21 protein-coding genes, 1 tRNA gene and 2 pseudogenes are annotated in these 26,692 nt (G+C 40.1%); 11 read left to right on the top strand and 13 right to left on the bottom strand.

The features are described from left to right. Positions 1–9 precede the first annotated feature (9 nt). The 6 genes and pseudogenes from FTU05_RS13195 (at position 10) to FTU05_RS13170 (ending at position 8,481) form a co-directional block, all read left to right on the top strand. Positions 10–1,977, top strand: coding sequence for an esterase/lipase family protein (locus FTU05_RS13195; RefSeq protein WP_373685308.1), 1,968 nt, complete (start codon positions 10–12; stop codon positions 1,975–1,977). Positions 1,978–2,823: 846 nt separating this feature from the next. After that, positions 2,824–2,967, top strand: a pseudogene (locus FTU05_RS17955) (diguanylate cyclase domain-containing protein); the annotation flags it as partial. Between the two features lie 518 nt (positions 2,968–3,485). Next, positions 3,486–6,119, top strand: coding sequence for a DNA mismatch repair protein MutS (mutS, locus tag FTU05_RS13185; protein ID WP_180165649.1), 2,634 nt, complete (start codon positions 3,486–3,488; stop codon positions 6,117–6,119). A 380-nt stretch (positions 6,120–6,499) separates the two neighbouring features. Next, positions 6,500–6,823 (top strand): ferredoxin FdxA, encoded by a 324-nt coding sequence (fdxA, locus tag FTU05_RS13180; RefSeq protein ID WP_067724492.1) that lies wholly within the window; start codon positions 6,500–6,502, stop codon positions 6,821–6,823. 138 nt (positions 6,824–6,961) lie between these two features. Next, on the top strand, positions 6,962–7,684 hold the full coding sequence (locus tag FTU05_RS13175; protein WP_078188751.1) for a D-Ala-D-Ala carboxypeptidase family metallohydrolase: 723 nt from the start codon (positions 6,962–6,964) through the stop codon (positions 7,682–7,684). A 131-nt stretch (positions 7,685–7,815) separates the two neighbouring features. Next, positions 7,816–8,481 carry an O-methyltransferase gene (locus FTU05_RS13170; protein ID WP_180114019.1) on the top strand — a complete coding sequence of 222 codons (666 nt, stop codon included), beginning with the start codon at positions 7,816–7,818 and terminating at the stop codon, positions 8,479–8,481. A 209-nt stretch (positions 8,482–8,690) separates the two neighbouring features. Here the strand turns inward: FTU05_RS13170 and FTU05_RS13165 are convergent, their stop codons facing one another. The 11 genes from FTU05_RS13165 to FTU05_RS13115 form a co-directional block, all read right to left on the bottom strand. Further along, positions 8,691–9,533 carry a universal stress protein gene (locus tag FTU05_RS13165; RefSeq protein ID WP_078188753.1) on the bottom strand — a complete coding sequence of 281 codons (843 nt, stop codon included), beginning with the start codon at positions 9,531–9,533 and terminating at the stop codon, positions 8,691–8,693. Between the two features lie 130 nt (positions 9,534–9,663). Beyond that, positions 9,664–10,281, bottom strand: a complete 618-nt coding sequence (locus FTU05_RS13160) for a DapH/DapD/GlmU-related protein (protein WP_180003851.1) — start codon at positions 10,279–10,281, stop codon at positions 9,664–9,666. Further along, on the bottom strand, positions 10,274–10,873 hold the full coding sequence (locus FTU05_RS13155) for a YigZ family protein (protein WP_180003849.1): 600 nt from the start codon (positions 10,871–10,873) through the stop codon (positions 10,274–10,276). The genes FTU05_RS13160 and FTU05_RS13155 overlap by 8 nt, the downstream gene beginning before the upstream one ends. A 102-nt stretch (positions 10,874–10,975) precedes the next feature. Further along, the gene (locus tag FTU05_RS13150; RefSeq protein WP_180003848.1) at positions 10,976–12,166 is read right to left on the bottom strand and encodes an HlyD family type I secretion periplasmic adaptor subunit; all 1,191 of its coding nucleotides are present in this window, start codon (positions 12,164–12,166) and stop codon (positions 10,976–10,978) included. 3 nt (positions 12,167–12,169) lie between these two features. After that, entirely contained in the window at positions 12,170–14,296 is a 2,127-nt protein-coding gene (locus tag FTU05_RS13145; RefSeq protein WP_180003846.1) for a type I secretion system permease/ATPase, read from the bottom strand. Further along, positions 14,293–15,816 carry a TolC family protein gene (locus tag FTU05_RS13140; RefSeq protein WP_180165666.1) on the bottom strand — a complete coding sequence of 508 codons (1,524 nt, stop codon included), beginning with the start codon at positions 15,814–15,816 and terminating at the stop codon, positions 14,293–14,295. Before FTU05_RS13140 ends, FTU05_RS13145 begins: the two co-directional genes overlap by 4 nt. Positions 15,817–15,982: 166 nt before the next feature. After that, positions 15,983–16,726: an LPS export ABC transporter ATP-binding protein gene (gene lptB, locus FTU05_RS13135; RefSeq protein WP_180040050.1), complete on the bottom strand. Its 744-nt coding sequence runs from the start codon at positions 16,724–16,726 to the stop codon at positions 15,983–15,985. After that, positions 16,726–17,292, bottom strand: coding sequence for a lipopolysaccharide transport periplasmic protein LptA (lptA, locus tag FTU05_RS13130; RefSeq protein ID WP_111883783.1), 567 nt, complete (start codon positions 17,290–17,292; stop codon positions 16,726–16,728). The genes lptB and lptA overlap by 1 nt, the downstream gene beginning before the upstream one ends. Further along, positions 17,282–17,824, bottom strand: a complete 543-nt coding sequence (gene lptC, locus FTU05_RS13125) for an LPS export ABC transporter periplasmic protein LptC (RefSeq protein ID WP_078188761.1) — start codon at positions 17,822–17,824, stop codon at positions 17,282–17,284. The genes lptA and lptC overlap by 11 nt, the downstream gene beginning before the upstream one ends. 35 nt (positions 17,825–17,859) lie before the next feature. Beyond that, complete coding sequence (locus tag FTU05_RS13120; RefSeq protein ID WP_180165646.1) at positions 17,860–18,399, bottom strand: HAD family hydrolase; 540 nt, start codon at positions 18,397–18,399, stop codon at positions 17,860–17,862. 4 nt (positions 18,400–18,403) lie between these two features. Further along, positions 18,404–19,381, bottom strand: a complete 978-nt coding sequence (locus tag FTU05_RS13115; protein WP_180027059.1) for an SIS domain-containing protein — start codon at positions 19,379–19,381, stop codon at positions 18,404–18,406. A 355-nt stretch (positions 19,382–19,736) separates the two neighbouring features. Between FTU05_RS13115 and cysS the strand changes: the two genes are divergently transcribed. The 3 genes from cysS to FTU05_RS13100 all read left to right on the top strand — a co-directional run bounded on the left by cysS (position 19,737) and on the right by FTU05_RS13100 (position 24,024). Continuing rightward, positions 19,737–21,158: a cysteine--tRNA ligase gene (gene cysS, locus FTU05_RS13110; protein WP_180074088.1), complete on the top strand. Its 1,422-nt coding sequence runs from the start codon at positions 19,737–19,739 to the stop codon at positions 21,156–21,158. Positions 21,159–21,220: 62 nt separating this feature from the next. Beyond that, positions 21,221–21,296, top strand: a tRNA-Gly gene (locus FTU05_RS13105). 628 nt (positions 21,297–21,924) lie between these two features. Next, the gene (locus tag FTU05_RS13100; protein WP_180165644.1) at positions 21,925–24,024 is read left to right on the top strand and encodes a TonB-dependent siderophore receptor; all 2,100 of its coding nucleotides are present in this window, start codon (positions 21,925–21,927) and stop codon (positions 24,022–24,024) included. An 87-nt stretch (positions 24,025–24,111) separates the two neighbouring features. Here the strand turns inward: FTU05_RS13100 and FTU05_RS13095 are convergent, their stop codons facing one another. Continuing rightward, positions 24,112–24,387, bottom strand: a complete 276-nt coding sequence (locus FTU05_RS13095) for a hypothetical protein (RefSeq protein ID WP_168377639.1) — start codon at positions 24,385–24,387, stop codon at positions 24,112–24,114. 417 nt (positions 24,388–24,804) lie between these two features. On the opposite strand from FTU05_RS13095, the gene FTU05_RS13090 reads away from it, so the two are divergent. Beyond that, a complete protein-coding gene (locus FTU05_RS13090; protein ID WP_180165643.1) occupies positions 24,805–25,512 on the top strand; it encodes a glutamine amidotransferase in 708 nt (235 codons plus the stop codon). 66 nt (positions 25,513–25,578) lie between these two features. Continuing rightward, entirely contained in the window at positions 25,579–26,208 is a 630-nt protein-coding gene (locus FTU05_RS13085) for a LysE family transporter (protein WP_111883787.1), read from the top strand. 81 nt (positions 26,209–26,289) lie between these two features. Here the strand turns inward: FTU05_RS13085 and FTU05_RS13080 are convergent. After that, positions 26,290–26,568, bottom strand: a pseudogene (locus FTU05_RS13080) (YceI family protein); the annotation flags it as partial. Positions 26,569–26,692 lie beyond the last annotated feature (124 nt).

Here is a 26,692-nt window from a genome sequence, read left to right as displayed (position 1 = left end):
CTTGGAATCATGAGTACCAGCGTACTGAGTGGATGTCAGGTCGTCAGTGTCAAAAACCAAAAACTCAACGTTTCTATTGCCAATGAACGTGAAAGTATTATTTCTCGAAACAAACTCAGCGAAGCCAGTTTAAATGTCTTGTCGATGACAGGTCGTGAAGCCAAAGCGTGTATAGAAGACCCGAAAGCCTGTGTTGATGAACTACAACAGATCCCTCAAATTCAAGATGAACAATTATTGTCTACGGCAAGTGAATTATATTTAGCCAAAGCCATCGAATATGAGTCTTCTTCAGCCTGTAAATTAGGTCTTCTCAGTAGCCACAAATCAGAAGAAAAACAAAAAATTGAACAAGACACTTATAACAAATGTTTAGATCAACAGCTGACGCTACTGGATAAAAGTATTCGCTATAGCTACGCCTATATGTTTAAAACCAAACGTGCGCCTGCTGACCGTATTTTTGATAACCGCCAAGTTCAAATCCGAGATTTCTATAATCAAGGGATTGCTAAACTGGTTAGCAGCTATGCACTACGTTATAAACCGCAAGAAGTCACCCAACAGATCAAAGTCGGACAAACCACCTATCATATTGACTTCAGCCATTACCCAGAACTCAAAAATCGTAAAATTGAACAATTGATGTCAACCTATAACCTCAACTTCTCAGGTTTACGTTCAATTACCCGCCGAGATGGTTTTGGTTCCGAATTCCTTGTGGTTTTACCCGAAGAACATACAGTTGAAACAGGCAAAGCCAAATACATTATCAACCCAATAGATTTTAAATATCCGTCTGGTTCAAACCCTAATATCCATCAAGCGCGCTATTTAGCTGCAACCTTAACAGCGGAACCTGTAAGCACCACAACTTCAGTTGATCAAATTTTAAATCAGCATAAGTTTCAAATTAAGGCTTACGACCCGTACAAATATGAACAGGTCAATATTGCCAATAAAAACTATGCCCTTGCAGCCAATTTTTCTGCACCTTATGGTCTTTGGTTAGCACAAAATAACTTGGGTAAGGCAGCGTATTTATCACTGATTGACCGAGATGAAAAACTGACGATGCCTCATCTCTACATGCTTGAACCATATAATCCTGACAAGAAAGTTATCGTCTTGGTACATGGTCTTGCTAGCAGCCCTGAAGCATGGATTCGTCTGACTAACGATATTATGGGCGATTCAGTGCTACGTGAACATTATCAAGTGTGGCAAGTCTTCTATTCAACTAATATGCCGATTATTGAAAGCCGCTTCCAAATTTATTCCATTTTGACTCAGACCTTTAGCAAAGTAGACGCCAATGCCGCAGCTAAAAAAGATGCTGTTCTAGTCGGTCATAGTATGGGCGGCATTATTGCACGACTACTGGTCAGCCAAGCTGATACCACACAAGCAGCTTTGAAAATGATGAATTCACGTCAATTAAATCAGTACCGAAATATTCCAGTCGTGAAGCAACGTATGGTGATTGAAGATATTCCAAATTTCAGCCGCGCAATTTTTTTAGCTGCACCTCATCGCGGTACAGAATATGCAGATCGCTGGTTTACCAAAGCCGCTCGAAAAATTATTAAACTCCCAGGAGCTTTTTTATCGGCTATGGGTGATGTGTTAACTCAAGAAGAAGACCTGAAAGATTTATTTCGTGAAATTGACCATGGCTTGATCCAAAATGGACCAAGTGACTTAAGTCATCAATCAAAATTTATCGCGCTCACTGAAAATATTCAGCCGCGTAAGGGTTTGAAGTTTCATTCAATTATGGGAAATAACACCAACAGTCAGGATAAAAATATTATGACGGATGATATTGTACCATACACTAGTGCTCATCTAGAGGGTGCTGTTTCAGAAAAAATCATTAAAGGGGGTCATTCGATTCAAGAAACCCCTGAAGCTGTACTCGAACTACGCCGTATATTACGTTTGCATTTGATTGAACTTGGCCTCTATAAACCATAAGGCAATACAGCATTTAAATCGATCTACATATTTTAAAACCGATCTCAGGATCGGTTTTTTTATTTCTGCATTTACTTGAATATGCCATTATTCAGGTAGTTACTATAAAAGGCACTCGTTGAACTTTACATAAATCTTATATTGGAGATAAATTATTGTAAAATAAAGACAAAATATTGTGTACTTTTCCTAATTATTTTATGCGCATATCGAATTATGAAATTATAAGGCTTAAAGTCACTTCATCTGGATGAAATTGGGGGTTAAATCATAACTATATTGAATAAAGTATATTTTACGTCAAGTTTATAATCCATTTATCAACCGCTCTACCGTGATGAAGTGGCGAAAGAATTTCGTTTTCGCGGAATCATTATTTTTCTCCGGTATGCCCTGTCATGTACGGGGATTTATCAAGTGATTCCATAACGCAGTTTTGTAGATTCCTCTGTATATTTGGGTAGTGTTTATCATTCTGATTGCATGGGATTTATCTTTTTTTTCCGTATTAAACCCTTATTTTAATGTTTATACTTGTCTAGGCTCGATGTGCGCTGTTGCGATCATATTTATCATCTTTACTATGATTTGTAATGATCACAATGATGCGCTATTACATGCAGCCATGAAGTATGCCTTGGTCATCATCTATGCCTTTGTTGGTATGCGTTTTTATATTGCCATGGTTGCGGGTTGGTAGAACATGACCCACTGACTGGGCTAGCAAACCGTCGTCCGTTATAAGGAGCTTTAGAACAGCTATGGCATTATGCCCTACGCCATCAACAGCCTTTAAGCATCATGGTGATCGATATCGATTTTTTTGAAAATTAAAATGATCATTTAGGTCATCAGGCGGGTGACATCTGCCTCACACAAATTACTGAGGTTTTGTCTCAAATCACCAATCGAAATGGTGAGTTAGCTGCACACTATGGCAGCGAAGATTTTTTACTCCTCTTTAGGGTGTTAACTGAAGCTGAAAATTGAACCTTTGGCTGCCGATTTATTACGCAGAATTTAATCACTCGAACTTCCACATCCAGCCAGCCATATGTCTAAATTTGTGAAGATTAGCATCGGTACGGAAACGATCATTCCATCTGAATCTGATCAAATTCAAAAATTTATATAGGCTGCCGATCGTGCACTTTACCTTGCAAAAGGTAGCGGTCGCAACCAATATCGATTAGCTCAGGCTGAAGCGCAGCTTGATGTTTGAATCAGTTTATCGCTTTGTAAATGTATCCATTGTTGAATTTACACACAGACTTTTTAGCGTTTATAAATAAAATTTTGACTGCTTTTTTTACATGCAGACAAACCTTTTCTGGCATTTTCCTACCACTTTTTTTGCTAGAATCAGCAACACGATTTGTTAACGTACACCTGTGGTTTTGAATGAAGAGACAAAATAAATATAAGGACTTTTTCTAAATCCAATTTTCATCAAAACAGTGTTTTTCGTTTAGCAGCGCACAAATTTTTATTTTAAGGTATTTCGTTTCATGCAAGCTGATAATTCCAAAGTTGACCTTTCAACCCTGACCCCGATGATGCAACAGTACATGTCAGTCAAAATGCAAAATCCGCATTCACTGATGTTTTATCGGATGGGTGATTTTTATGAGCTCTTTTTTGAAGATGCGCATAAAGCAGCAAAACTCTTAGGAATTACACTGACACATCGTGGTAAAGCCAATGGTGAGCCTATTCCTATGGCTGGCGTCCCATACCATGCTGCTGAAGGCTATTTAGCCCGCCTTGTAAAAAAAGGTGAAACGGTGGTGATCTGCGAGCAAATTGGTGAGGTGACAGGCAAAGGGCCGGTTGAGCGCGGTATTGTCCGTATCATTACCCCAGGGACATTAACGGATGATGCACTGATTGCCTCTCATCAAAGTTCTAATTTAGTCGCAATCTGCTTACAACAAAATCAAATCGGGATTGCTTTACTGGACCTCAGTGCAGGTATTTTCAAAGTTCAGCAAATGGACTATCAACTGGAACAATTGGCAATCGAACTTTCTCGCTTAATGCCGAGCGAAATTTTGATTGATGAAGATCTCATTGACCCGAATATTGTCGAGCAAATTAAACGTCAGTTAGACTGCCCTGTTACTAAACGTCCAAATGTCGACTTCAATTTAAATAACGCGCAAAAAACGCTGTGTGACCAATTTGCAGTAGCTACACTTTCAGGTTTTGGTATTGACCATTTGCCTTTGGCGAAAGCTGCCGCAGCGGCTTTGATTCACTATGCAAAAGTCACTCAAAAAACCGCTTTACCACATATCCGCAGCATTCAACTCGAACAAAGTAGTGATTTCGTGGCGCTCGATCCCGTCACTCGTCGTAACTTAGAACTGATTGATCCCCTATTTGAACATGGTACTTCCCTGTTCCAACTAATCAATGATTGCCAAACTGCGATGGGCGGCCGCCTATTGAGTCGTACCTTGATGCAGCCTTTACGAGATACCGCTTTATTGGATGCGCGTTTAGATGCCTCACAAGCAATGCTGCAAGGCTATCATGAGTCTCCGATCCGCTTAGTTCTCAAAGAAATTGGCGATATTGAACGTGTGCTATCTCGTGTAGCGCTCGGCAGGGCTCGTCCACGAGACCTAGTTCAGTTACGTCAAACTTGTGCACAAATTCCCTATCTTCGACATGCACTTGAACCGATCATTCAGGCACATCAATCTAAGCTGATCGCTCAGTTAAATGATGAAATGGGTGATTTTCACGGCTTACATGAGCGTCTCATGTCTGCCATCGTAGAAAACCCGCCGGTGCTTTTACGTGATGGAAATGTGATTGCCGAGGGCTTCGACACTGAACTCGATGAACTGCGTAAAATTCGTGACCATGCAGGACAATTTCTCATTGATCTTGAAATTAAAGAACGTGAACAAACCGGAATTTCAACCTTAAAAATTGGCTATAACCGTGTCAGTGGCTACTATATTGAACTCACTCGCGCACAAGCCGAGCAAGCACCTGATCATTATATTCGCCGCCAAACCCTTAAAAATGCTGAACGCTACATTACCCCTGAGCTGAAATCGTTTGAAGATAAGGTGCTTTCGAGTGAGTCACGTGCATTAGCGCGCGAAAAAATGCTCTTTGAGCTATTACTTGATGAGCTACGTGCAGATATTGGCAACTTACAAATGATGAGCGCCGCTATAGCGCAAATTGATTTATTGGCCAATTTTGCCCATCAAGCTCGATTACGAAATTGGTCACGTCCTGAATATAGCCCTGAAGTTGGGATCAAAATCAAAGCCGGACGTCACCCAGTTGTGGAATCTCTGAGCAAATCAGCATTTACTCCAAATGATACTAGTTTGGACTTTAATCACCGCATGGCGATTATCACAGGGCCAAATATGGGCGGTAAATCGACCTTTATGCGCCAAACTGCCTTAATCAGCTTATTAGCCTACTGTGGTAGCTTTGTCCCTGCCCAATCTGCCGTATTAGGGCCGATCGATCGGATATTTACCCGTATCGGATCTGCCGACGACTTGTCTACAGGCAAATCAACCTTCATGGTGGAAATGACTGAAACCTCACAGATTCTACATCATGCGACCAATCAATCATTGGTACTGATGGATGAAGTCGGACGTGGTACGAGTACCTATGATGGCTTATCTTTGGCGTGGGCATGTGTGCTCGATCTCACGCGTCGCATTAAATGTTTATGCCTATTTGCAACGCATTATTTTGAGCTCACCGAGTTAGGCAAAGACGCCAATATAGATAACTATCATGTGACTGCTCGTGAGCTAAATGGCAACCTGATCTTACTGCATAAAGTTCAACAAGGCCCGGCGAGTCAAAGTCATGGTTTACAGGTGGCAAAGCTTGCAGGTATTCCTGCAGCTGTGATCAAAGAAGCGCAAAATCGCCTTCGTATATTAGAAACTCAGCAAAAACAGCAACTCAATACGGCTGTACAAACCGATCTATTCTCGGCACTCGCAGAGCCTGAAGTCATTGAACGCGTAGTTGAAGTTGAAAAAACATCGCCCGTACTTGATGCCTTAGCAGATATTGATATCGATAACTTAAGTCCACGTGAAGCATTACAACAGCTTTACGCTTTAAAGGATTTACTTAATCTAAATTGAGCAGAAGCGATAGATGAGATATGCAAAGAACACCAATGAAGGTGTTCTTTGCATTGACACCATTCAAACGCGTAAATTAGTGAATGTTTGCTATCTACTACTGCGGCTATTCAGGAATAAATTGATAAAAAATTAATGTTCTAAAATGTTTCATGCTTAAAATGCACATAAAAATATTGTTCGATAAACAGATGTAATTTAATTAGTTTTTGAGTATGATTCTCATTCATTGTGAAATTTACATAAATTGTTCAGTTTTTAGTGATTTTAACAGCACTGCATATAATAATTATCAATAAAAGGAATTGTTAGTTACCCTATTTTTTGCCTAAAATACACCATTAGTTTATTAGAACCATATTTTTTAGGTAGCTGTCGCCATGACCTTTGTTGTCACTGAAAACTGTATTAAATGTAAATATCAAGACTGCGTAGAAGTTTGCCCTGTTGACTGTTTCTATGAAGGTCCAAACTTCCTTGTTATTAATCCAGATGAATGTATTGACTGTGCGCTATGTGAACCTGAGTGTCCAGCTAACGCGATTTTCTCTGAAGATGAGTTACCTGAAGGTCAAGAAGTATTTATCGAACTTAATACTGAACTTTCTCAAAAATGGCCGAACATCACTCAAATTGGTGATCAACCTGCCGATCGTGAAGAATGGAACGGTAAACCTGATAAATTACAATATCTTGAAAAGTAATTTTACGCTTTCATGAAAAGATCAGCACATGCTGATCTTTTTTTATACTTAAAGCACACATTTCATTGCAAATTATTCAAATTTTCTCAATCAAATTGGATTAAAATAGAACGATTTTATAAATAATTGATTTCTATAATGAAGCATTTACTCAAGGGATTATTGTCCGTTGCAATATTTCCTCTTGTTTTCATTGGTTGTACAACTACACCACAAAAACAAGGTCACACTATTACAACTCCCGACGGTAAACGTATTTACATACCTCAAGAAAAAGTGACGACCATCAGACAAGCCCCGCCTAAAGTGGTGCCTTATGCGTACAACTCATGGGTAGCGTCTGTTGATAATTTACGTCGCGTTCGAGACTATGAAGTCTTTTTAGAGAAAAATGGTGTAGGCAATATCATCCCTTCATTTGAGCTGATGCGTACTGCACGTGATTGGCAAAAATGTGGTCGCTCAGAATATATGGTGCCTAACCGTGAATTATGGCAAAACCAAATTGCGACCTTACGTGTCTTTAAATATTTAGTTGCTGCAAATATCTTAACGGACTTTGAAGTGACTTCGGTTTATCGTGATTTGCCTTTGAACCAATGTGCCGGTGGTGCAAGTTCATCTCGTCACCTATATAACTCGGCGATTGATTTCCGTATTGGACCTGCGTACCCGCAGCCCGAAGACTACAGTTATATTGAAAATACCAAGTTCCGTTTATGCCAATTTTGGTCACAACACGGGCAGAGTCTCAATATGGGATTAGGTTTATATGCCAGCGGACAAATTCATATTGATACTCAAGGCTACCGTACTTGGGGGCCTGATCACTCAAGTCGCTCATCAATGTGTAATTACTAAAACATTACATCGTCATATCAAGACCTCTTCGGAGGTCTTTTTTGTACATAAAATATTCAAATATAGAACAATAAATTGCGATGTTGGTGGAAAGGTTTAAAATGCTTGCATCAATCACGAGGTGCGACAACATGCAACAAATGTGGACAGACATTGATGCTTACATCGATTCACATTTAATTCCTGAAGATCCAATATTGACCCAAACACTTCAACATACGGATGAACGTGGCTTTCCTAATCATCTTGCTGTAGCGGCCAATCAAGGCATGCTGCTTCAAATGTTAATCCAAATGAACAAATGTAAACGCGTTTTAGAACTTGGAACTTTTGCAGCCTATAGCACCATGTGGTTAGCACGTGCATTACCTGAAGATGGTTACATTCTGACCATTGAAGGTCGTGATACACATGCTGCCCTCGGTCAAGAAAATATTGATAATGCAAAGCTTGCACAAACGATAGAACTGAAATGTGGTCGTGCGGCAGATATTTTACGCGCCCTTCCTGAAGATACCGAACCTTTTGACTTTATTTTTGTCGATGCAGACAAACAGAGCTACCCTGAATATTTAGAATTAAGCTTAAATTTATCTCATTCAGGTACAGTGATTGTTTTAGACAATGTAATTCGTGCAGGTGAGATTCTAAATGCTGAAAACCACAAACCAAGCATTGAAGGTATCCGTGATATGTTCAAAGCCATGCAAAATCATCCGAAAATTTTATCCTGCACGGCACTTCAAACTGTAGGTTGTAAAGGTCATGATGGTTTTGCGATTGCAATCGTTAAATAATCTAAATCGAGGTGTTTTTTAGCCACCTCGAATAAAGGTATAAAAAATAATCAATACAATATTTTATTTTTAAAACAACTACTTACAAACACTACGCACAGAGTTATCCACAATTTATGAGGATAACTCTGATTGTTTTTAAAACAACAACTTATTATTTATTTAATCGCATTTCTCTGTCTATTAAATCACCTATTTGTTGTTTCATCTTATTTTACAACCAACAGTGGAACACTCGAATTTCTGAAAATACTGGTGGTAATACTGCCCAAGAAGAACTGATGGATTTTACTGTGACTAAATGCCCCCAGTACGATTAACTGGATACCATGCTCTTGTTGATAGTCCAGAATATTTTCCGAAACATCGCCATAGCGGTATTCCGTCACCACATCGAGCCCCGCATTGGTTAAATAATTTTTTGGATCATCCAAGATTTGTGGGTGATCTCCAACATAGACCAAATGACATTGTAAAAGTTTGAGTAGGTCACTTTGTGCCACACGCTTCATTAACTCAACACATTTAGGCGAATATTCATAGGCAAAAATAAAACGAGTCGGTGGTTTAAACGTTGGCCCTACAGTCATAACTGTACAACTTGCACCACGTATAAAGTTTTCAACATTACTACCAAGCGGCTTATTGCGCTCTGCTGAACGTTCACCCACGCGACCAATTAAAACAATATCGTCATCTTGCAGTACATTAAAACTTTGCTCTAAGAAGTCGCCCTTTTCCTGAATATGGGTGGTTTGAATACCATGCTTATCTTGGATCATTTCAGAAATGTGTTTGAGCAAGTTATTACTATAATCTAACGCTAAATCACTTTGTTTTTGTTCTAACTCCGCGAGTTCTTTCAAGAGCATGGCATTACTTTCAAACCCAATCACGCCACTGATTTCACCTAAGTGATAACTTGCCGGATAGTAATCAAGTATTTGCAGTAAAACCAACTCGCGGTGAGTTTGTTTAGCAACCCAAGCAGCAGCATCAGCTAGTGCATTAATGCATGGAGAAGAGTCGATACAGGCGATAACTCGTTTCATGATTAGCCCTCGTTTTATTATTGCTTGGCTATAAAATGTTGTTTGTTATTTTTAACTTATCACAACTCTGTTTCACTGTGCATGCATTTGTGTAAGCATAAAAACGATTTATGACCTATTTGGCGATTATTTATTCGCGATATCGAATGAATTTTGCAGGATTTCCCGCAATTATTGCGCGCGCTTCAACATTTTTCGTCACCATACTGTTCATGCCGACTACAGCCTGCTCAGCAATGTGAATGCCATCCTTGATTCCAACATGCGCACCTAGCCAAACATCACGCTCTATCTCAATCCCTTGTGATCGTACAGCCTGCTGATAGATCGGTTGATTGACATCCATTCCATGATCAAAAGCGTATAAATGGCAATATGCCGCCATACGAACCTGATCGTGAATTTTGATGCCCACTCGCCCACCATCTAAAATACAGTGATGATTGATCGCCACTTCATTGCCTATTTCTATTGGGCCATGCAAAGTGCAATCCGCCGCAATAAAGCTGTTATCTCCAATAACAATCTTACGTCCTGGTTCGGCAAAAATATGAGCCAATGGCGATATAAAACAGTTTTCACCAATTTCAACGGTTTCCATCGATTTGAGATAGTCTTGATATTCCTGTTGCCAAGCTTCAGCCCAACCACGATTTTTCGGTTTGAGTGACCAATACAACCAAGGCATATAATTCAGACGATGCTTATGTTGCTCTCGATATTTCAATAATGGATCTATTTCATTCATCTTCAGCAGCCTCGACGATATGCAGTTGTTCGCGTCCGCGAGTTACATCTTGAATCTTTAACTGTAGCGGTTGGATTTGATGAATTTGCAATGATGCAAGTACATTTACGCCCTGCGCTGTATAGTCTTCCTGAAATTCAATTTGCTGCTGATTGAGTTCATATTGGAAAATTGCCCATTCATTAAACTGACAACTAAATTGCACTTTTTTCTTCTCAATAAGTTCAATTTTTTCAGCCTGCAACAGGCATTGACCTGCACAGCCACCATAGGCACGTACCAAGCCCCCTGTCCCGAGCTTAATTCCACCATACCAGCGATTAACCAAGACCAACACGTTGGTTAGGTCATTCCCTTCTATGGTTGCTAGAATGGGCCGACCTGCTGTGCCTGAAGGCTCACCATCATCATTAAAACGTACGGTATGTCCAATTTTCCATGCCCAACACTGATGTGTTGTTGAAATATCTTTATTGGCTTCGAGAAATTCTTTAACGGCTTGTTCATTTTCCACAGAAACTGCGATGGCTTGAAAACGACTTTTTTTTATGTCTTCTTCATATTCAAACTGTGCGGCAAGTGTAAATGGCATAACGTCTTTAGATCCTCTATCAGCGGATATTATAGCGTTTTTTGAAAGACTTACATCCACAAAAAAGCCCCCAATACTGGAGGCTTGCTTGGCACTGCGTTATTAACGTTCGCGAAGTGCTTCTTTTGCTTTATTGAATGGCTTAATTAAGTATTCAAGTACAGTTTTCGAGCCTGTGCGGATATCGACCGTTGCCACCATACCCGGTGTGATACTAAAACTTTTACCTTCTTTATTGCTTAATTTATCGCTATCTGTACGGATATAAACACGATAATAGAACTGATCTTGTTTCACTTCATCACGTAGCGTATCTGGTGAAATGACGGTCACTTTACCTTTTAACCCGCCATAGATCGAATAATCATAAGCCGTAATTTTAACTAAGGCTTCTTGACCCGGACGAATAAAAGCAATATCTCGCGGTGAAATACGTGCTTCAACCAAAAGTTGTTCATCCAAAGGTACAATGGTCATCAATTTACCATTTTGCGGAATCACACCGCCCAATGTCATCACATCAATTTCTTTGACCACACCACGAACTGGAGATTTAAACACGGTGCGACTCAGCGTATCCGATTTGCCTTTCACCACTTGTTGCTGTGATTCAATATCAGTATTGGCTTTCGACAATTCTTCCCGTGATTTCACCAAATATTGGTTACGGACATCATTTAACTGATTTTGTAAGTCATTTGCTGAACGTTTTAATCGAAGCACTTCAACTTCACTCGCTGCACCTTTGGCAACGAGCGGCTCAGTCATGGCCAATTCTTGTTGAACCAATACCAAAGCTTGTTTTAAGCCTGCAACGGATTCTTCCAAGTTTGCACGACGTGAACGATATAAAGCAGTCTCTTCATTCACTAAGGCAGGAATTTTTTGAACATCTTCAGGGAAGCTTAATGGCGTACCGTTTACTTCTGCACGTAAACGCGCTGCTGTTGCACGAGATGCCACAAGTAAAGACTCAGTTTCACCAACATTTGATGCGAAACGTGTTGGATCTAGTTGCGCAAGAACTTGTCCTTGTTCAACAATTTGACCTTCCTTCACATTCAACTTAGTTAAAATCCCCCCTTCAAGCGACTGAACAATTTGTTCTTTCGAAGATGGAATCACTTTACCTGTACCTGTAGAGACTTCCTCTAATTTGAATAACCAAGCCCAAACTAAAAGGATTGCCAAACCAATCGTAATAATCCAAATGATTAAACTCGATTTCGGTAATGGTGGCTCTTTAAAGCTAACTTTGGTCGAGCGTTGTATTTCTTGTTTATTTTCACTCATGATTTAAGCCCCAGCTACTTTTTTCTGAGCATTCTGATTCAGAATTTGATCACGTGGCCCATCCATGACAATTTTACCTTCGTTCACCACAATAATGCGGTCAACCAACTCAAGTACCGCACGACGGTGTGTTGCCACCACCATAGTTCGATTTTGTAAATAACCTTTTAAATGATCGATCAACTGCTTCTCAGATACGTCATCAATGGCCGCTGTAGGTTCATCAAGTAATAGAATATTTGGTTGACGAATCAATAAACGTGCAAGCAGCAAGGCTTGGCGTTGACCGCCAGAGAAGCCTACACCACCTTCTAAAATGATATGGTCTAGCCCTTCTTTTTTCTCTTGAACAAAGTGAATTGCACCCGTAATTTTCAGTACTTCAATCAATTGTTCATCCGTCGCCAACGGAGCACCCAAGGTCAAGTTTTCACGAATCGTACCGTAGAATAACTGTGCATTTTGGTTCAATAGCCCCATATCACGACGTACATCTGCAGGGTCTATTAAAGACAGTTCGATTCCATCTAATTTAACTTTTCCTTGTACAGGCGTTTGCATACCTGATAACAACTGAAGAAGCGTCGATTTACCAGCACCATTACGGCCTAAAATTGCGATCTTTTCTCCAGCCTTAATTTCCAGTTTTGGAATTAAAAGACTTGGACGTGGATCATCTTCACCATACTTAAATAAGACTCCATTGAGTTCATAATGACCGTTGATTGATGGTCGATGAATGAGGTGAGAATAATCCGGTTGATCGACAGGTTTCTTCATGAGTTCATCAAGACCTGCTTTCGCCACTTTAGCCTGTTGTAAACGACCTAATACCCCTGCCAGTGCAGAAATCGGTGCCAACATTCGAGAGGATAAAATCGAACAAGCCACCAATGCACCTGTGGTCATTTCACCTTTCATCACAGCAAAACAGCCGACGAGTACAACGATTGCAAATGTTAGACCCTGAATTTTTTGTGTCCATGCCGACATTAAGCCCACGATTTTACGTTGACGCATACTGACATCAGCAGACACTTCATTCATGTGGTTCCATTGGTTTTGGAAGCGTGATTCCGCACGAAGTAATTTGATATCTTCCATGCCTTGCACAGATTCAACCAATAAGGCATTACGAATCGAAGACTCGCGCATACCCATTTGTGCAAGTTTAGCCAATGGTTTTTGCGCCAAAATCCCTGGAATAATCATCAAAGGAACAACCAACAGCATGACCCAAAATAGATTGCCACCAATTAACCAGAAGATGAACAAGAATAGGAAGAAAAACGGTAAATCGGCAATCGCGGTAACAGTCGTCGAGGTGACCATCTCGCGCACACCTTCTAATTCACGAATCTGTGAAATAAAAGTACCTGTTGATTTTGAACGTTCGCTATTTTTAATTCTTAATGCGTGACCAAATACACGATCGGAAATTTTCAAATCGGCACGTTTACCAATAATATCCGATAAATAAATTCGTGAAACACGTAATGCAAACTCAAATATCGCTGCAATTAACACCCCACCCGCAAGTACCCATAAAGTCGGTACTGATTGAGATGGAATGACGCGGTCGTACACGTTCATCGAGAACAAAATGGTGGCTAGGGCCAAAATATTCGCCATTAATGAAGCGAACATAATGTCTATATAACGTTTCCAGTCTTTTAAAACGATCGACCAGAACCAATTTTTTTCAAACGGCTTGATGTATTCATCGACACGTGCATCGGGTACAGATGACTCTGGACGTAGAATATATATATTGCGAACGCCATGGCTCAATCGTTCAATAGAGAAGACTTGAGATAGGCCTTCATCACCGCTTAGTTGAACACTGGCATTACCGTCTACGTCGATGCGTTCTACCACACCCACTTCACCACTAATAAACTCAACCAATACCGGTAAGCGCCATGGATTGAGCAGATTTATGTCATATTTATTTTTTCGAACACTTAATCCAATTTGGCGTGCCATGACTGCAACCAGTTCATCGGCATTTTTGTGTTGATCCCAATCCAACTGCAACCGTATACGTTCTTCTGAGGGTTCAATTCGATAATGCTTTGCAATATTCAGAACCGCTTGTAGCCACGGTTGATAATTTATTGTATTACTCATGGCTGAACTTCAAACCCCTGAATAGATATATTATTAAGTTCATAAATATTTCGTGAACGCCCTGTCACTTGGATGTACTGTGCAAGTGCTGAGTAGATATCATATTGCGATGTCACAATTTCTTGTGCAGCACTATGTATGGCTTGCTCTGCATTCAGTAGATCGACAACCGTTCGAGTTCCTAATTTATATTGTTCTTGATACAGCTCTTTGGTTCTTACCGTTGTTTCACGGCGCTGCACCAATATCGACATTTGACGCTTTTTGTTTTCGATTTGTTCTCGAATCATTCGGACTTGATCAATCACATCCAAATACACTGTATTTACTTGTGCTTTAGCTGCTTCTTCAGCATAGCTTGCGGCACGTGTTTGCGCTGCGATTGCCCCACCTTGGTAAAAATTACTGGTGGCTTCCAACATGATTGAATTATATAAACCATCATCTTCATCATTATTTGGATTACGGCCATTCACCGCCTGACTCAGGCTGCCTTTGACATTAAGTGTTGGATAAGCACTTAATTTTGACTGTTGCTTTTGCAATTTGGCAACTTCAACCCCAGCCTGAGCTTGCATCATGCTCGGAATCATTTTGAAGTCCGGATCATCATACAATGCCGCTGCTGTTAAGATCCGATCTGGAATCACCCAATTGATCTGACTCACATCAAAACCTAACAAGGTACGAAGTCGCTGTTGGTACTGTCGAAGTTGAGTTTCTTGCACAATTAAATTTGATTCTGCAGCTTCTAAATTTGACTTGGCTTGAATAGGGTCTGCTTGACTACTGATCCCTGCGGTTGCACGTAGGTTGGCAATTTCAGCAATCCGACTCACACCGGCAATTTGTTGCTGCGCAATTTTAGCAACTTCTTGATATCGTTTAATGTTGATAATGGCATTTGCAACATCAAAAGAAACTTCATCTAAATTTACAAGCACATTGGCCTGCTCTTGTAACATTTTTGCTTCTTCTATACCGACAGCACTTTTGGTTTTACCAAAGTCATATAACATCTGCGTCGCATTTAAAGATACCAACTGACGTCCACGCTCGCCTTTAGTCAGATCTGCAGTGCTCAATCCACCTGAAATTTGGGGATAATATGCAGCATTCGCTAGGTCAATATTAGCGTTTTGCGATGCGACTGTAGCAATACTTTGTGTGATTTCTGGACGTCTTTGGACGGCGATATGTATCGCATCAATAAAACTTAGATTCTTCGCTACTGTGTTTGGATTATAGTTGCCTTGTTGCGTTCGACCATAAGCAACGGCGGGCATTTCTTGGACACGTGAGGTATCTAAATTATATTTACTGAGTTCGGTGATGTTAATTTTTTCGGCAGAAGGTTTAGGCTTATTAGGTAAAAAAATCTTATCTAATGTCTTTTGAATGGTACTTTGTGCAGTGCTAGTATCTGCTGCATACACTGAACCAATGGAAAAGGGTAATAATAATATACAAAAGAAATTGCACTTATTTTTACGCGGACGCCCAACTTCTGGACCATTCATCTTTCGTAATCGCATGATTTTTGCAGGTCGTATTTTTAGTTTAAAGTATACTGAATTCTTGTTAATTTTTTAGATTAATCGCTCAGTTTTTGTCATTTCAGACAATAACATAAACCCGCTGAATGAAACTAGCGCCATTCAACGGGAAATTTCTTATATTATTCAATTAAACGATAAAATCATCACCAAGATAAACTTTACGTACCGTTTCATCTGCAAGCACTTCCTCTGGAGTACCTTCTGCAATCACTGAACCTTCGCTCACGATATAAGCATGCTCACAAATCGCAAGGGTTTCACGCACATTATGATCTGTAATTAATACACCAATACCACGATCTTTCAATGTTCGGATAATGTCTTTAATATCACCCACTGAAATAGGATCGACCCCTGCAAAAGGTTCATCTAGCAACATAAATTTAGGGTCTGCCGCTAACGCACGCGCGATTTCCGCACGACGACGCTCACCACCCGACACACTCATACCAAGAGAATCTTTAATATGTGTGATTTTAAAGTCGGCAAGCAATTCCGTTAAACGTTGCTGACGTTGTTGCTTATTTAGATCTTTACGGGTTTCTAAAATCGACATGATATTTTCAGAAATGGTTAATTTTCTAAAAATAGATGCTTCTTGAGGTAGATAACCAATACCTTTACGTGCGCGCTCATGCATTGCTAAGTCAGACAAATCAAGATCATCTAAATGAATCTCACCTTTATCCATACGCACCAGGCCAACAACCATATAGAAACTTGTGGTTTTACCTGCACCATTTGGACCAAGTAAACCCACAATTTGACCACTTTGCATGCTAAAGGATACATCCTTTACCACCCAACGCTTACTGTAGTTTTTGGCTAAATGTTTAATACATAAAGTTTGAACTTGCGAGGTCTGCTCCATTAATCACGTGCTCCTGGGAAGGACTTAGTGCTTGACGGCGGAATCACGATTTGTACACGACCTGAAGAAGATCCAGATTTATTTGGCGTACCTTCAGCAACGATATCGCCTTTATTCATACTGTATTTCAAGCTATTACCACGAATACTTGCACCATCTTGTTGCAACAAAGCACCACCCGTCATGGTGATAATACCTGTTTCAGCATTGTAGACGATTTTCTGTGCTTGGCCTTTCGCATAGCCTTTGGCAGGGTCAGTTTTTTGTTGGAAATGTGCTGGCCCACCCGTTGCTGTAATCGTACTGATCTCTTTTTTGCTGTTTAAGTTCGCAACGATTGAGTTTGCCTGAAGCTTCATCGAACCCTGTTCAATGATGACATTACCGGTATACGTCGTAATCCCAGTTTTTTCATTAAACGTTGCACGATCGGCAACCAATGAAATCGGTTGATTACGGTCGGAAGGCAAAGCAAAAGCTGCAACTGAACATAACGCCAGTGAACCGAGTAGCGCTGTACGTTTTAGGAAAGTTTTTGCAGTTTTTCGATTAAAATTATGGTTCATACTTTCCTCGAATATTAAAAAATTCGTATTGACCGTCGTTTAAATTTGCTTTTAAACCTTGGCTGACAAATTCGGCTTGTGGTGAAATCACCGTTACAGTCTTGTCCGTTTCTATTTCACGCTGTTTTGGAAAAGCAGTTAGTTCCTCAGTACGAAACTCCATTTGCCCTTCACGCATCAATTTTGTCGCAACCACATTGTCACTCAGTACGACTTTTTGGTTATCGTCCATACCATTGGCTTGTTTGGCAAAGAACGTGGCATCGACAGCACCATCTTGATAGGTCGATGCTTTCAGATTGACCAAATGAGAAGTTTGCTTTTGCAAATCCTGCTCAAGTCGATCGACTTGCGCACGAATATGCAATTTCCCCTGCTCATCAGTCTGCGTCAGGTTAATGTTTTCAGCTGAGTAAGTCATACTTTTCGAAGAGTCCGCCTGAAGCTTATTACCCTTTCCACCAAAATAGTAAAAACCACCGCTTACTGCAGCAATGACTACAGCTGTCACGTATAAAACTTTAGTATCCATAAGCGGAGATTCAATCCAATGACTGCATCAATTTATTAATAAGGTGCACTTGCATATTTTTCAAGTAGTTCCTGGTATACACCTTTAGACACTAAAAGCATATCGCAGATTTCACGAACAGCACCACGTCCACCCATCGCCTGAGTAACAAGATCTGCACGGCGACGTACTTCTAAATGTCCATTCGGTACGGTCACTTTCATCCCTGCAATAGCAAAGGCTGAAAGATCGGGCCAATCATCACCCATATATAGGCAATCTGAAGGATCAATACCAAACTGTGCACAGGCTTCAGTCAAGGCAACACCTTTGTCTTCACGTCCTTGAAAGATCAAATCGACACCTAAGTCAGACATGCGTTTTTCAACAATATTACTTTTACGGCCAGTAATAATGATGACTTTGATACCCGCTTTTTGCACTAACTTCATGCCCAAGCCATCACGAATATCAAAAGATTTGATTTCATCGCCGCTATTGGTCAACGTTACAAATCCATCACTTAAGATTCCATCTACATCCAGTACCAGTGCTTCTATGTGACGCGCTTGTTCTAGCAATACATACGATGCCATTTTCTTAATTTACCCCAGCCTGAATCAGATCATGCATGCTGATAATCCCAATCACTTTATTGGCATCATCAACAACTACAAATTGTGTAATTTTCTTATCGTTCATGCGTTCTAAAGCATGTACCGCGCGTTCTTCTTGTGAAATCGTCAAAGGATTTTTAATCATCACTTCTAAGACTTTCATATTCACATCAAAGCCTTGCTGTTTATCAATCAAACGACGTAAGTCACCGTCGGTAAAGATACCCAATAAGGTATCGTTTTCATCGACAATCGTGGTGAGTCCCAAACGTTTATTTGAAATTTCATACAGAACTTTATTCATAGGTGTCTCTGGCGACACTTTGGGTAAGTCTTCACCTGTATGCATGAGATGTTTTACATGCAATAACAAACGCTTACCCAACGCTCCAGCAGGATGAGAACGTGCAAAATCATCTGAGGTAAAACCACGTGCATCCAATAATGCAACTGCAAGGGCATCACCTAAGGCTAATGTTGCAGTGGTACTTGAGGTCGGCGCTAGACCCAAAGGGCATGCTTCTTGAATATTACCCAAGGTCAATGCGACATCGGCATTTTGTGGCATTGGGCCTTTATTGTCGCCACTCATGGTAATTAGAGGAATGCCCAAATGTTTGATCAACGGCATGAGCATCATAATTTCATCACTCTTACCTGAGTTTGAAATTGCAATGAGCACATCACCTTTAACCAACATGCCCAAATCACCATGCCCCGCTTCACCCGGATGCATGAAGAAAGATGGCGTACCGGTCGAGGCAAACGTAGCGGCCATTTTACGACCGATATGACCCGATTTACCCATACCAGTAATCACTAAACGCCCTTTGCACTGTAAAATGATTTCGCAGGCTTGGCTAAAACGATCATCTATTTGCGTCGCTAATACTTGTAAAGCATGCTCTTCAATACGCAAAGTTTCTAATGCGACTTTCTGAAAATCGACTTGATTCGGCATATTTGGTGGATTCAAAGTTGTTATACCTTAAGCCGTGAGAGGTGCGCTCTCACTTTCAAAATAAAAAATTTTCACAATTTTATCATATCTATGCAAATAGCACGTTTCCAAATGTATAAGAATTCATGAATTATGCAGAAAAGATGCATTTCTTCATTTTTATCTTCCGGACAGATAAATTGAATTCAGCACTCGAATGAGATTCAGACCGAATCCAATTAACCTTCTACGCTATTTTTAGCAACGCAAAGACATCAAGCATTAAAAAATATCTGCTTTTTTGGGTTTTAACTTTATGAATAAAAATGCTTAGGTTAAGATGAGCCATCTTTTGGTAGAAACAATTTGAAGACCTATGCAACCTTTTGTTCTATATAACTCAGAGCAACGTAAAAAAGTAGAATTCGTACCTCGTAAAGAAGGACATATCGACATGTATGTCTGTGGAATGACCGTGTATGACTACTGTCATATTGGTCATGCTCGAGTTATGGTTGCATTCGACTACATTATCCGTTTCCTGCGCAGTCAGGGCTGGAACGTTAAATACGTTCGCAACATTACCGATATTGACGACAAAATCATTGCTCGTGCCAATGAAAATGGCGAAAGCATTACTGCTTTAACCGATCGCTTTATCAAGGCCATGAACGAAGATGCTGCCAATTTAGGTTGTGCAGCACCTGATGAAGCACCACGTGCAACAGACTATATCGATCAAATGCAGAATATGATTGGTAACTTGGTTAACAAAGGTACAGCATATCCATCTGCAAATGGCGATGTTTATTTTGAAGTTGAAAAGTTTGCCAAATATGGTCGTCTTTCGGGTCGTAAACTTGACGACATGCAGGCTGGTGCTTCTGAACGTGTTGATGTAGAAGTAGAAAAGAAACATCCTTTTGACTTCGTGCTTTGGAAACATGCCAAAGAAAATGAACCTTCTTGGGCTTCGCCTTGGGGCTATGGTCGTCCGGGCTGGCATATTGAATGTTCAGCGATGTCGACCTGCTGCTTAGGTAACCATTTTGATATTCATGGTGGCGGTTCAGACTTAACTTTCCCACATCATGAAAATGAAATTGCGCAATCTGAGGCATCTACTGGCGAACAGTATGTTAATTACTGGATGCACGTCGGCTTTATTAATGTCGATGGCGAAAAAATGTCGAAGTCTTTAGGTAACTTCTTCACTATTCGTGATGTGATGGATAAATTCCACCCTGAAGTGATTCGCTTCTTTATTGTGTCATCACATTACCGTAGCCCAGTAAACTTCTCTGACACTGCTTTAAAAGAAGCGAAAAATACCCTTTCCCGTTTCTATCATTCATTTAAAGCTTATCAGCAAGTCTATGGTGAAAAAACCGTAGAAACTTTGGATGATGCTTTAGTTGAGCGCTTTAATGCCGCTATGCGTGATGATTTCAACACCGCAGAAGCAATTGCGGTATTGTTTGAAGTCAACAAAGAATTGAACCGTGCCGTAAAAGATGAAAATGCTGAACAAGCGGCTGTGTATTATTCGACATTGCGTCACTTAACCAATATTTTAGGTTTGGTTCAGCATAATGTTGATGAATTCTTAAAATCAGATATTGGTCAGGAAGCTCTAGGTCTCTCTGAAGAGCAAATTGAAGATTTAATTCAACAACGTAAAGATGCGAAAAAGGCCAAAGAATTTGCCAAAGCAGATGAAATTCGTCAATCTTTGTTAGATCAAGGTGTTGTCCTTGAAGATACTCGTCAAGGTACTATTTGGCGCCGTGCTGATTAATTGAGCAAACAGAAGCATAGAGAGTTGACAGTTGTGTGAAATTCTCTATAATTCACCTCATTGCGGGAATAGCTCAGTTGGTAGAGCATAACCTTGCCAAGGTTGGGGTCGGGAGTTCGAGTCTCCTTTCCCGCTCCAGAATACGAAAAACCCTCATCGAAAGATGAGGGTTTTTTTATGTCTAAATTTTTCTTCAACGGCTTATTTTTAGATTTATTTACTCATGTTATGCACATGAAAGTCATTTCGCATTTTTAAAATAAATTAAAATCTATTCGGCGGAGTCTTACATTTAGGGATTGAATAAAGAGATTAGCCTTCGGCTGGAGGTACACATACGATACGTTGTTTTTCATTCGGCAAAATGAGATGCGAAGCTTCGCAAGGAAACCATCTTGCGGTGCAATGCACCTCACCAACAAAACTCGTTCACTACCGTCAAATTATTCAACGTATCGCAAAAACATTTTTGATTAGAAGTCGTCCTGTCTCAAACAATTGCGCATGACATTACCGCGTATCTTTATTATTTGAAGCAAAGTACGCTTCTGATGCTACTGCGTCACCTCAGTTATTTATTATATTGTAGCGACGTTAATAGGCCTTAATTTTCCCCCAACGAATAAGGCTTCCCCTATTGCCACACGACCTTTCACCTACCTGTTAAAAAATAATCTGATGAAATGCTCATCTCGCCAATTTTCCTCAATTTTTCTCCATAATTTTCCGTTATTCTTTGCCAAAATTACATTTGGACAACCAAATAATGCACGGCGCGCACACTACACTCAAACTGACCAGCTTAAGTTACGCATTACTTACGATCTCAACATCAATTTGGGCCGCAGATACTGTTCAAAATCCGCAAGAATCTGTAGCAGTTCAGCAAATGGAAGCTTTAACATTTGAAGTTCCGACAGCAAGCACTAAGCCCAAAGACCCAGATATCAGTGCTGTCGCAAAAACTATTATAAGCCGTGATGAAATGTTGAAATTTGGCGATCAGTCCATCAATGATGCGCTGCGCCGTGCTGCAGGGTTTCAACTGCCCGGTGCTGGCGGTGGTCCACGTGGTGGTGCAGGTGCTGGCGGCATGCGCTTTCGTGGTGGTGGCGCACCCGTGTTCTTAATCAATGGTGAACCTGTACAAGGTGGTCCTCGCGGCGGCATGTCAGTTGTTGATAGCATTACACCGGAAATGATCGAACGCCTTGAAATCACCAAGCAACCCAGCGTTGCTCAAGGCTCGGTTGCTTCATCTGCAGTCATTAATATTATTTTAAAAGAACCATTGAATGGCACGCGTTTGAGTGGATCTGTACGTGCTGGTTATGGCCTAACCAAGTCAAATACACGTGAAGAAGAACGCACCAATTTAAATTTTCAAATGGATGGTCGTTCAGACCCTTGGATCTATAGTTTATCTGGGAGCCAAATGTGGAATGATTCAGATACACTCACCCGTACACAAGATGCAACAGAGACGAAAACTCAAAAACGCATCACCAATCGTGCGTCGCAAATGCTGACCCCACGTGTTGAATATCAACTTGATGATCAACAAAAACTGGTCGCTGAAATGTTTTATCGCAACAATGAAAGCGAAGGCACAAGTGGCTCCCAAGTCCAAAAAGATAAAAATGACAGCATTCGACTCAACACACGATATGAGCGTAAAGACCAAGGAAATTCAGACAAAATTCGCTTATCAATCGAGCAGCAAAATGAAACGGAATTAACAGAGTATAGAAATTCTCAATCATATATTGATGAACAAATTAATGAATATGGTTTAGGCTACGACGGTGTCCGCAAGTTCGATTCAAAACGCCAAATAAAATTTGGTACCGATCTACGTAGTAATGAACTTAAAAGCAATATTGCAGAGACCTTGGATGAACAATTGTATGCTGCCTATGTTGAAGGAAGTTGGAAATATACGCCGCGCCAAACCTTAACTCTAGGTGTACGCCAAGAGTGGATTGATCGTTCAGGTTTAGTGGATTATCAAGATCAGCATTTGAGTCCTGTATTAGCACACCGTTTTGACTTTAATGACCAATGGTCACTCCAAACCAACTTGAGTCAGGCTTTTAAAAATCCACGTAGCAATCAATTGATGCCGACGGTTTCAGTTTCTACAGATAGTGATGCTGGGACACTAAACAACCCTGACCGTGGGGGTAATCCTGACTTACGACCTGAAACTATTAATGCTTACGAAACAACCTTAGGCTATAACACCCCTGCTGGCGGCGTAAATATCACAGCATATTATCGAGAAATTAATGACTATATCGAAAAATCGATCCTGTCAGAAAATGCTACAGGCGGTCGTTGTGAAGCAGGAAATACCGATTGCCGTTTTGTCGAACGTCCTTATAACCAAGACAGTGCAACTACCTATGGTGTGGAAATTTCTGGACGTTATGCACTGAAGCAAACGGAGAATGGTCATTCATTTATGTTGAATGCTCAGCTTTCAACTGTACGTGCAAAAATTGAAGAAACTGACGGCTCTGATCGTTTGGCAAGCGATGTTGCACCTTATACCGCAAGTGCTGGTTTATCTTATAACTATCAACCGTGGCGTATTGCAACAAGTGTGAACCTCAATTACACCCCTGAATATACACGTGCACTGAGCAACGAACCGTACAATCGCACCAGCAATGAACGCGTCAATATGGATGTGAGTTTTACTAAGCGCTTTGATCAAAATTGGTCTGCATCTGTGAATGCACGTAATATTCTCAGCTCAGATTATAAAGAAGTGTTAAAAGAACAAAGTTCTGGCGCGCTATACCAATCTCGTATCAATGAAGCAATTCCAAGCTTTATGTTTACCTTAGAAAAGAAATTCTAAACCGTTTCTAAGAGCTTCCAATGAGATTTAAACTAAAAAAACCGATACGGATACGTATCGGTTTTTTTATTCGTACATGACCGCAAACTAGCGCTCAATTGCCTTCAACATTTTCGCAATTTTGAGGGTATGTTCCTTCCTCCCTTTTTTCTCTAAGACTTTTTGCTCAACCCACCATAAATATTCAAAAATTTCTGATTCACTTGAATCCTCTTGAATTAATTTAAAAATATTGGGCAAATAATCATCATATTCATCACGTAAAGCAGGAATACGGCGAATCCCTAAAGGGTCCCATTCCTTTAATAAAATTTTATGTATCGCATGCAAGAGACTGGCATCTCGATTATGTTTTGACTGCATACAAGTTCCCTGGCTTATATTTTTTTACTTTTAAAATCAGTTATCTAATTATGTGATGATATTAAAAGAAAAATGAACTGTTGTTTGTCGAAGATTTCATCATACGCATCTCCAAACGCTTTTCCATTGGTTTTTCATCTTTTTTTTATACTAAACCAAAGCTTTATCAAAATTTCATGCACTTTTTCTCATAAATTTTACCAATAAAGCCTTTCGGGAATCCCCTAATTCACAATACAAAGGTTTTAAATGCTAAGTTCAACGATCAAACCTAATCATTCAAAGAAAAAAAATATGCTTCAGCCAACTTCTATATTTATCTCTTTTCGTAATTGTGAAAAATTTACAGTTTTCCTTTTTAATCTCCGACAATTCAAGCTACATTCTATTTTGAAATTTTAATCCTGAAAAATCCCTATGAGTACTGCATTAAACGAAACCATTTACGTCATTCAACACCTTGCATTTGAAGATTTGGGTTCATTGGAAGATGTATTTTATCAACTGGGTTATCGGGTGAGATACTTCGAAGCTGGTATCGATGACCTCAGTAAAACTATGCAACATACAGGGCTTACCATCATTTTGGGCGGCCCGATCGGAGTTTATGAAACTTATGACTACCCTTTCCTACAAAAAGAAATAGACTTACTTAAAGTACGTTTAGAGAGTAATTTACCGACTTTAGGCATTTGCTTAGGTGCTCAGCTAATTGCGCATGCATTGGGAGCGAAAGTTTATGCAGGTCATAGCAAAGAAATCGGTTGGAGCAACTTAGAACTTGATGCTATTACTCACAATATATTAGCGCCATTAGATCAAGTGCCTGTACTGCATTGGCATGGTGATACCTTTGATTTACCTGTAAATGCACAGTTACTCGCCAGCTCAGCAATTTATCCAAATCAAGCGTTTAGCTATGGGCCCAATATTCTAGCTCTACAGTTTCATATTGAAGCAGAAACACAGGCCATGGAAAAATGGCTAATTGGGCATACATGTGAACTGCATAAAGCACAAATTAACATCCCAAATTTACGCATGGAAAGTCAACAACATGCACCTCATTTAGAACGTGTTGCTCCCCTTATTTTGCAACAATTCTTACAACAGCTTGAGCTTTAAAACAGCTATTAATTTAAAGCTAAATGGCTTATAACGGTTGCACTTCAAAACGTATAAGCCATTAGAATGACTCCCTTACTCAGCATTGCGCTCATCCACTTTTTTGCTCTCATCAGCCCAGGCCCAGACTTCTTTTTTGTCACTCAAAGTGCTATTCGACAATCCAGATCACATGCATTATTTGCCGCATTAGGTATTTCACTTAGTATTTTAGTTTGGTCAATTTGTGCAATAAGTGGCTTACATTTTCTATTTCAAAAAATGGCTTGGTTACAACAATGCCTCATGATTTTGGGTGGCTTATATCTTTTATATTTAGGCTCTCAGTTATTAAAATCTGCATGGAGTAAAGACCTCGGCACAATAACGAAACCAACCGAGCAAGCTGTACAGAAAAAATCGCCTTTGACGCTGTTATTCCAAGGTTTCTTGACCAATATGGCCAATCCTAAAGCATTGGTTTATTTCACTAGTGTATTTTCCATTGGGATCAGTGCAAAGGTCAGCATTTTTGATCAAAGCTCTTTATTGGCTTTAGTCTTTATTGAAAGTTTGATTTGGTTTGCATTGGTTGCGGTCTTATTCTCAGCACCTAAAATGACCCATTACTATCAAAAATTTAGTAAAAAAATTGACGCCATTACCGGTGGAATTTTCATCAGTTTTGGCTGCCTATTGCTGCTCAATCGCGATTGACCACTCATCAAATACTCATCTACGAGACATAAAAAAGCACCCAAATGGGTGCTTTCCTAACTTAGCTGAGGAAGCTAAATCTTATTTCGCTGCTGCCTTTGCTGTAGACACAGCCGCTTCAGTCGTAATATTTACCGTAATTTTGTCGCCTACATTTGGTACATATGCACCGACACCAAATGCTGAACGATCAAAAGAAGTCGTTGCATTAAAACCAATCGTTTCCGCCTTAGTCATTGGGTGAACGGCTTGCTTGTTCAATACAGCATCCAATACCACTGGTTTAGTCACATTTTTAACTGTTAAATCACCCGTGATTTTGTATTTAGTTTTGCTGATCGCTTGAACTTTTGTACTTTTGACATACTCCCACCACCAAGCTAAGAGCTATGGTGGGGGAATCTTTGCGACCCATGCAATCTTAGAGATTGCACCTTTCGATACCGCACTGCGCTGACAGTATGGCGGTACAGGAACTCTTTAT

This window comes from Acinetobacter sp. YH12049 (assembly GCF_013419875.1).
GTDB classification, from domain to species: domain Bacteria; phylum Pseudomonadota; class Gammaproteobacteria; order Pseudomonadales; family Moraxellaceae; genus Acinetobacter; species Acinetobacter amyesii.
Note: the sequence above shows the minus strand (reverse complement) of the source record. Positions and strands in the feature narration are given on the sequence as shown.

Coding starts and splice junctions, on each gene's coding strand:
- FTU05_RS13115 (WP_180027059.1), bottom strand. CDS start 19,381: ATGCCGAATCAAGTCGATTTTCAGAAAGTCGCATTAGAAACTTTGCGT.
- mutS (WP_180165649.1), top strand. CDS start 3,486: ATGCAAGCTGATAATTCCAAAGTTGACCTTTCAACCCTGACCCCGATG.
- cysS (WP_180074088.1), top strand. CDS start 19,737: ATGCAACCTTTTGTTCTATATAACTCAGAGCAACGTAAAAAAGTAGAA.
- lptA (WP_111883783.1), bottom strand. CDS start 17,292: ATGAACCATAATTTTAATCGAAAAACTGCAAAAACTTTCCTAAAACGT.
- FTU05_RS13165 (WP_078188753.1), bottom strand. CDS start 9,533: ATGAAACGAGTTATCGCCTGTATCGACTCTTCTCCATGCATTAATGCA.
- FTU05_RS13085 (WP_111883787.1), top strand. CDS start 25,579: ATGACTCCCTTACTCAGCATTGCGCTCATCCACTTTTTTGCTCTCATC.
- lptC (WP_078188761.1), bottom strand. CDS start 17,824: ATGGATACTAAAGTTTTATACGTGACAGCTGTAGTCATTGCTGCAGTA.
- FTU05_RS13145 (WP_180003846.1), bottom strand. CDS start 14,296: ATGAGTAATACAATAAATTATCAACCGTGGCTACAAGCGGTTCTGAAT.
- FTU05_RS13090 (WP_180165643.1), top strand. CDS start 24,805: ATGAGTACTGCATTAAACGAAACCATTTACGTCATTCAACACCTTGCA.
- FTU05_RS13150 (WP_180003848.1), bottom strand. CDS start 12,166: ATGAGTGAAAATAAACAAGAAATACAACGCTCGACCAAAGTTAGCTTT.
- FTU05_RS13175 (WP_078188751.1), top strand. CDS start 6,962: ATGAAGCATTTACTCAAGGGATTATTGTCCGTTGCAATATTTCCTCTT.
- FTU05_RS13095 (WP_168377639.1), bottom strand. CDS start 24,387: ATGCAGTCAAAACATAATCGAGATGCCAGTCTCTTGCATGCGATACAT.
- fdxA (WP_067724492.1), top strand. CDS start 6,500: ATGACCTTTGTTGTCACTGAAAACTGTATTAAATGTAAATATCAAGAC.
- lptB (WP_180040050.1), bottom strand. CDS start 16,726: ATGGAGCAGACCTCGCAAGTTCAAACTTTATGTATTAAACATTTAGCC.
- FTU05_RS13120 (WP_180165646.1), bottom strand. CDS start 18,399: ATGGCATCGTATGTATTGCTAGAACAAGCGCGTCACATAGAAGCACTG.
- FTU05_RS13155 (WP_180003849.1), bottom strand. CDS start 10,873: ATGCCATTTACACTTGCCGCACAGTTTGAATATGAAGAAGACATAAAA.
- FTU05_RS13195 (WP_373685308.1), top strand. CDS start 10: ATGAGTACCAGCGTACTGAGTGGATGTCAGGTCGTCAGTGTCAAAAAC.
- FTU05_RS13170 (WP_180114019.1), top strand. CDS start 7,816: ATGCAACAAATGTGGACAGACATTGATGCTTACATCGATTCACATTTA.
- FTU05_RS13100 (WP_180165644.1), top strand. CDS start 21,925: ATGCACGGCGCGCACACTACACTCAAACTGACCAGCTTAAGTTACGCA.
- FTU05_RS13140 (WP_180165666.1), bottom strand. CDS start 15,816: ATGAATGGTCCAGAAGTTGGGCGTCCGCGTAAAAATAAGTGCAATTTC.
- FTU05_RS13160 (WP_180003851.1), bottom strand. CDS start 10,281: ATGAATGAAATAGATCCATTATTGAAATATCGAGAGCAACATAAGCAT.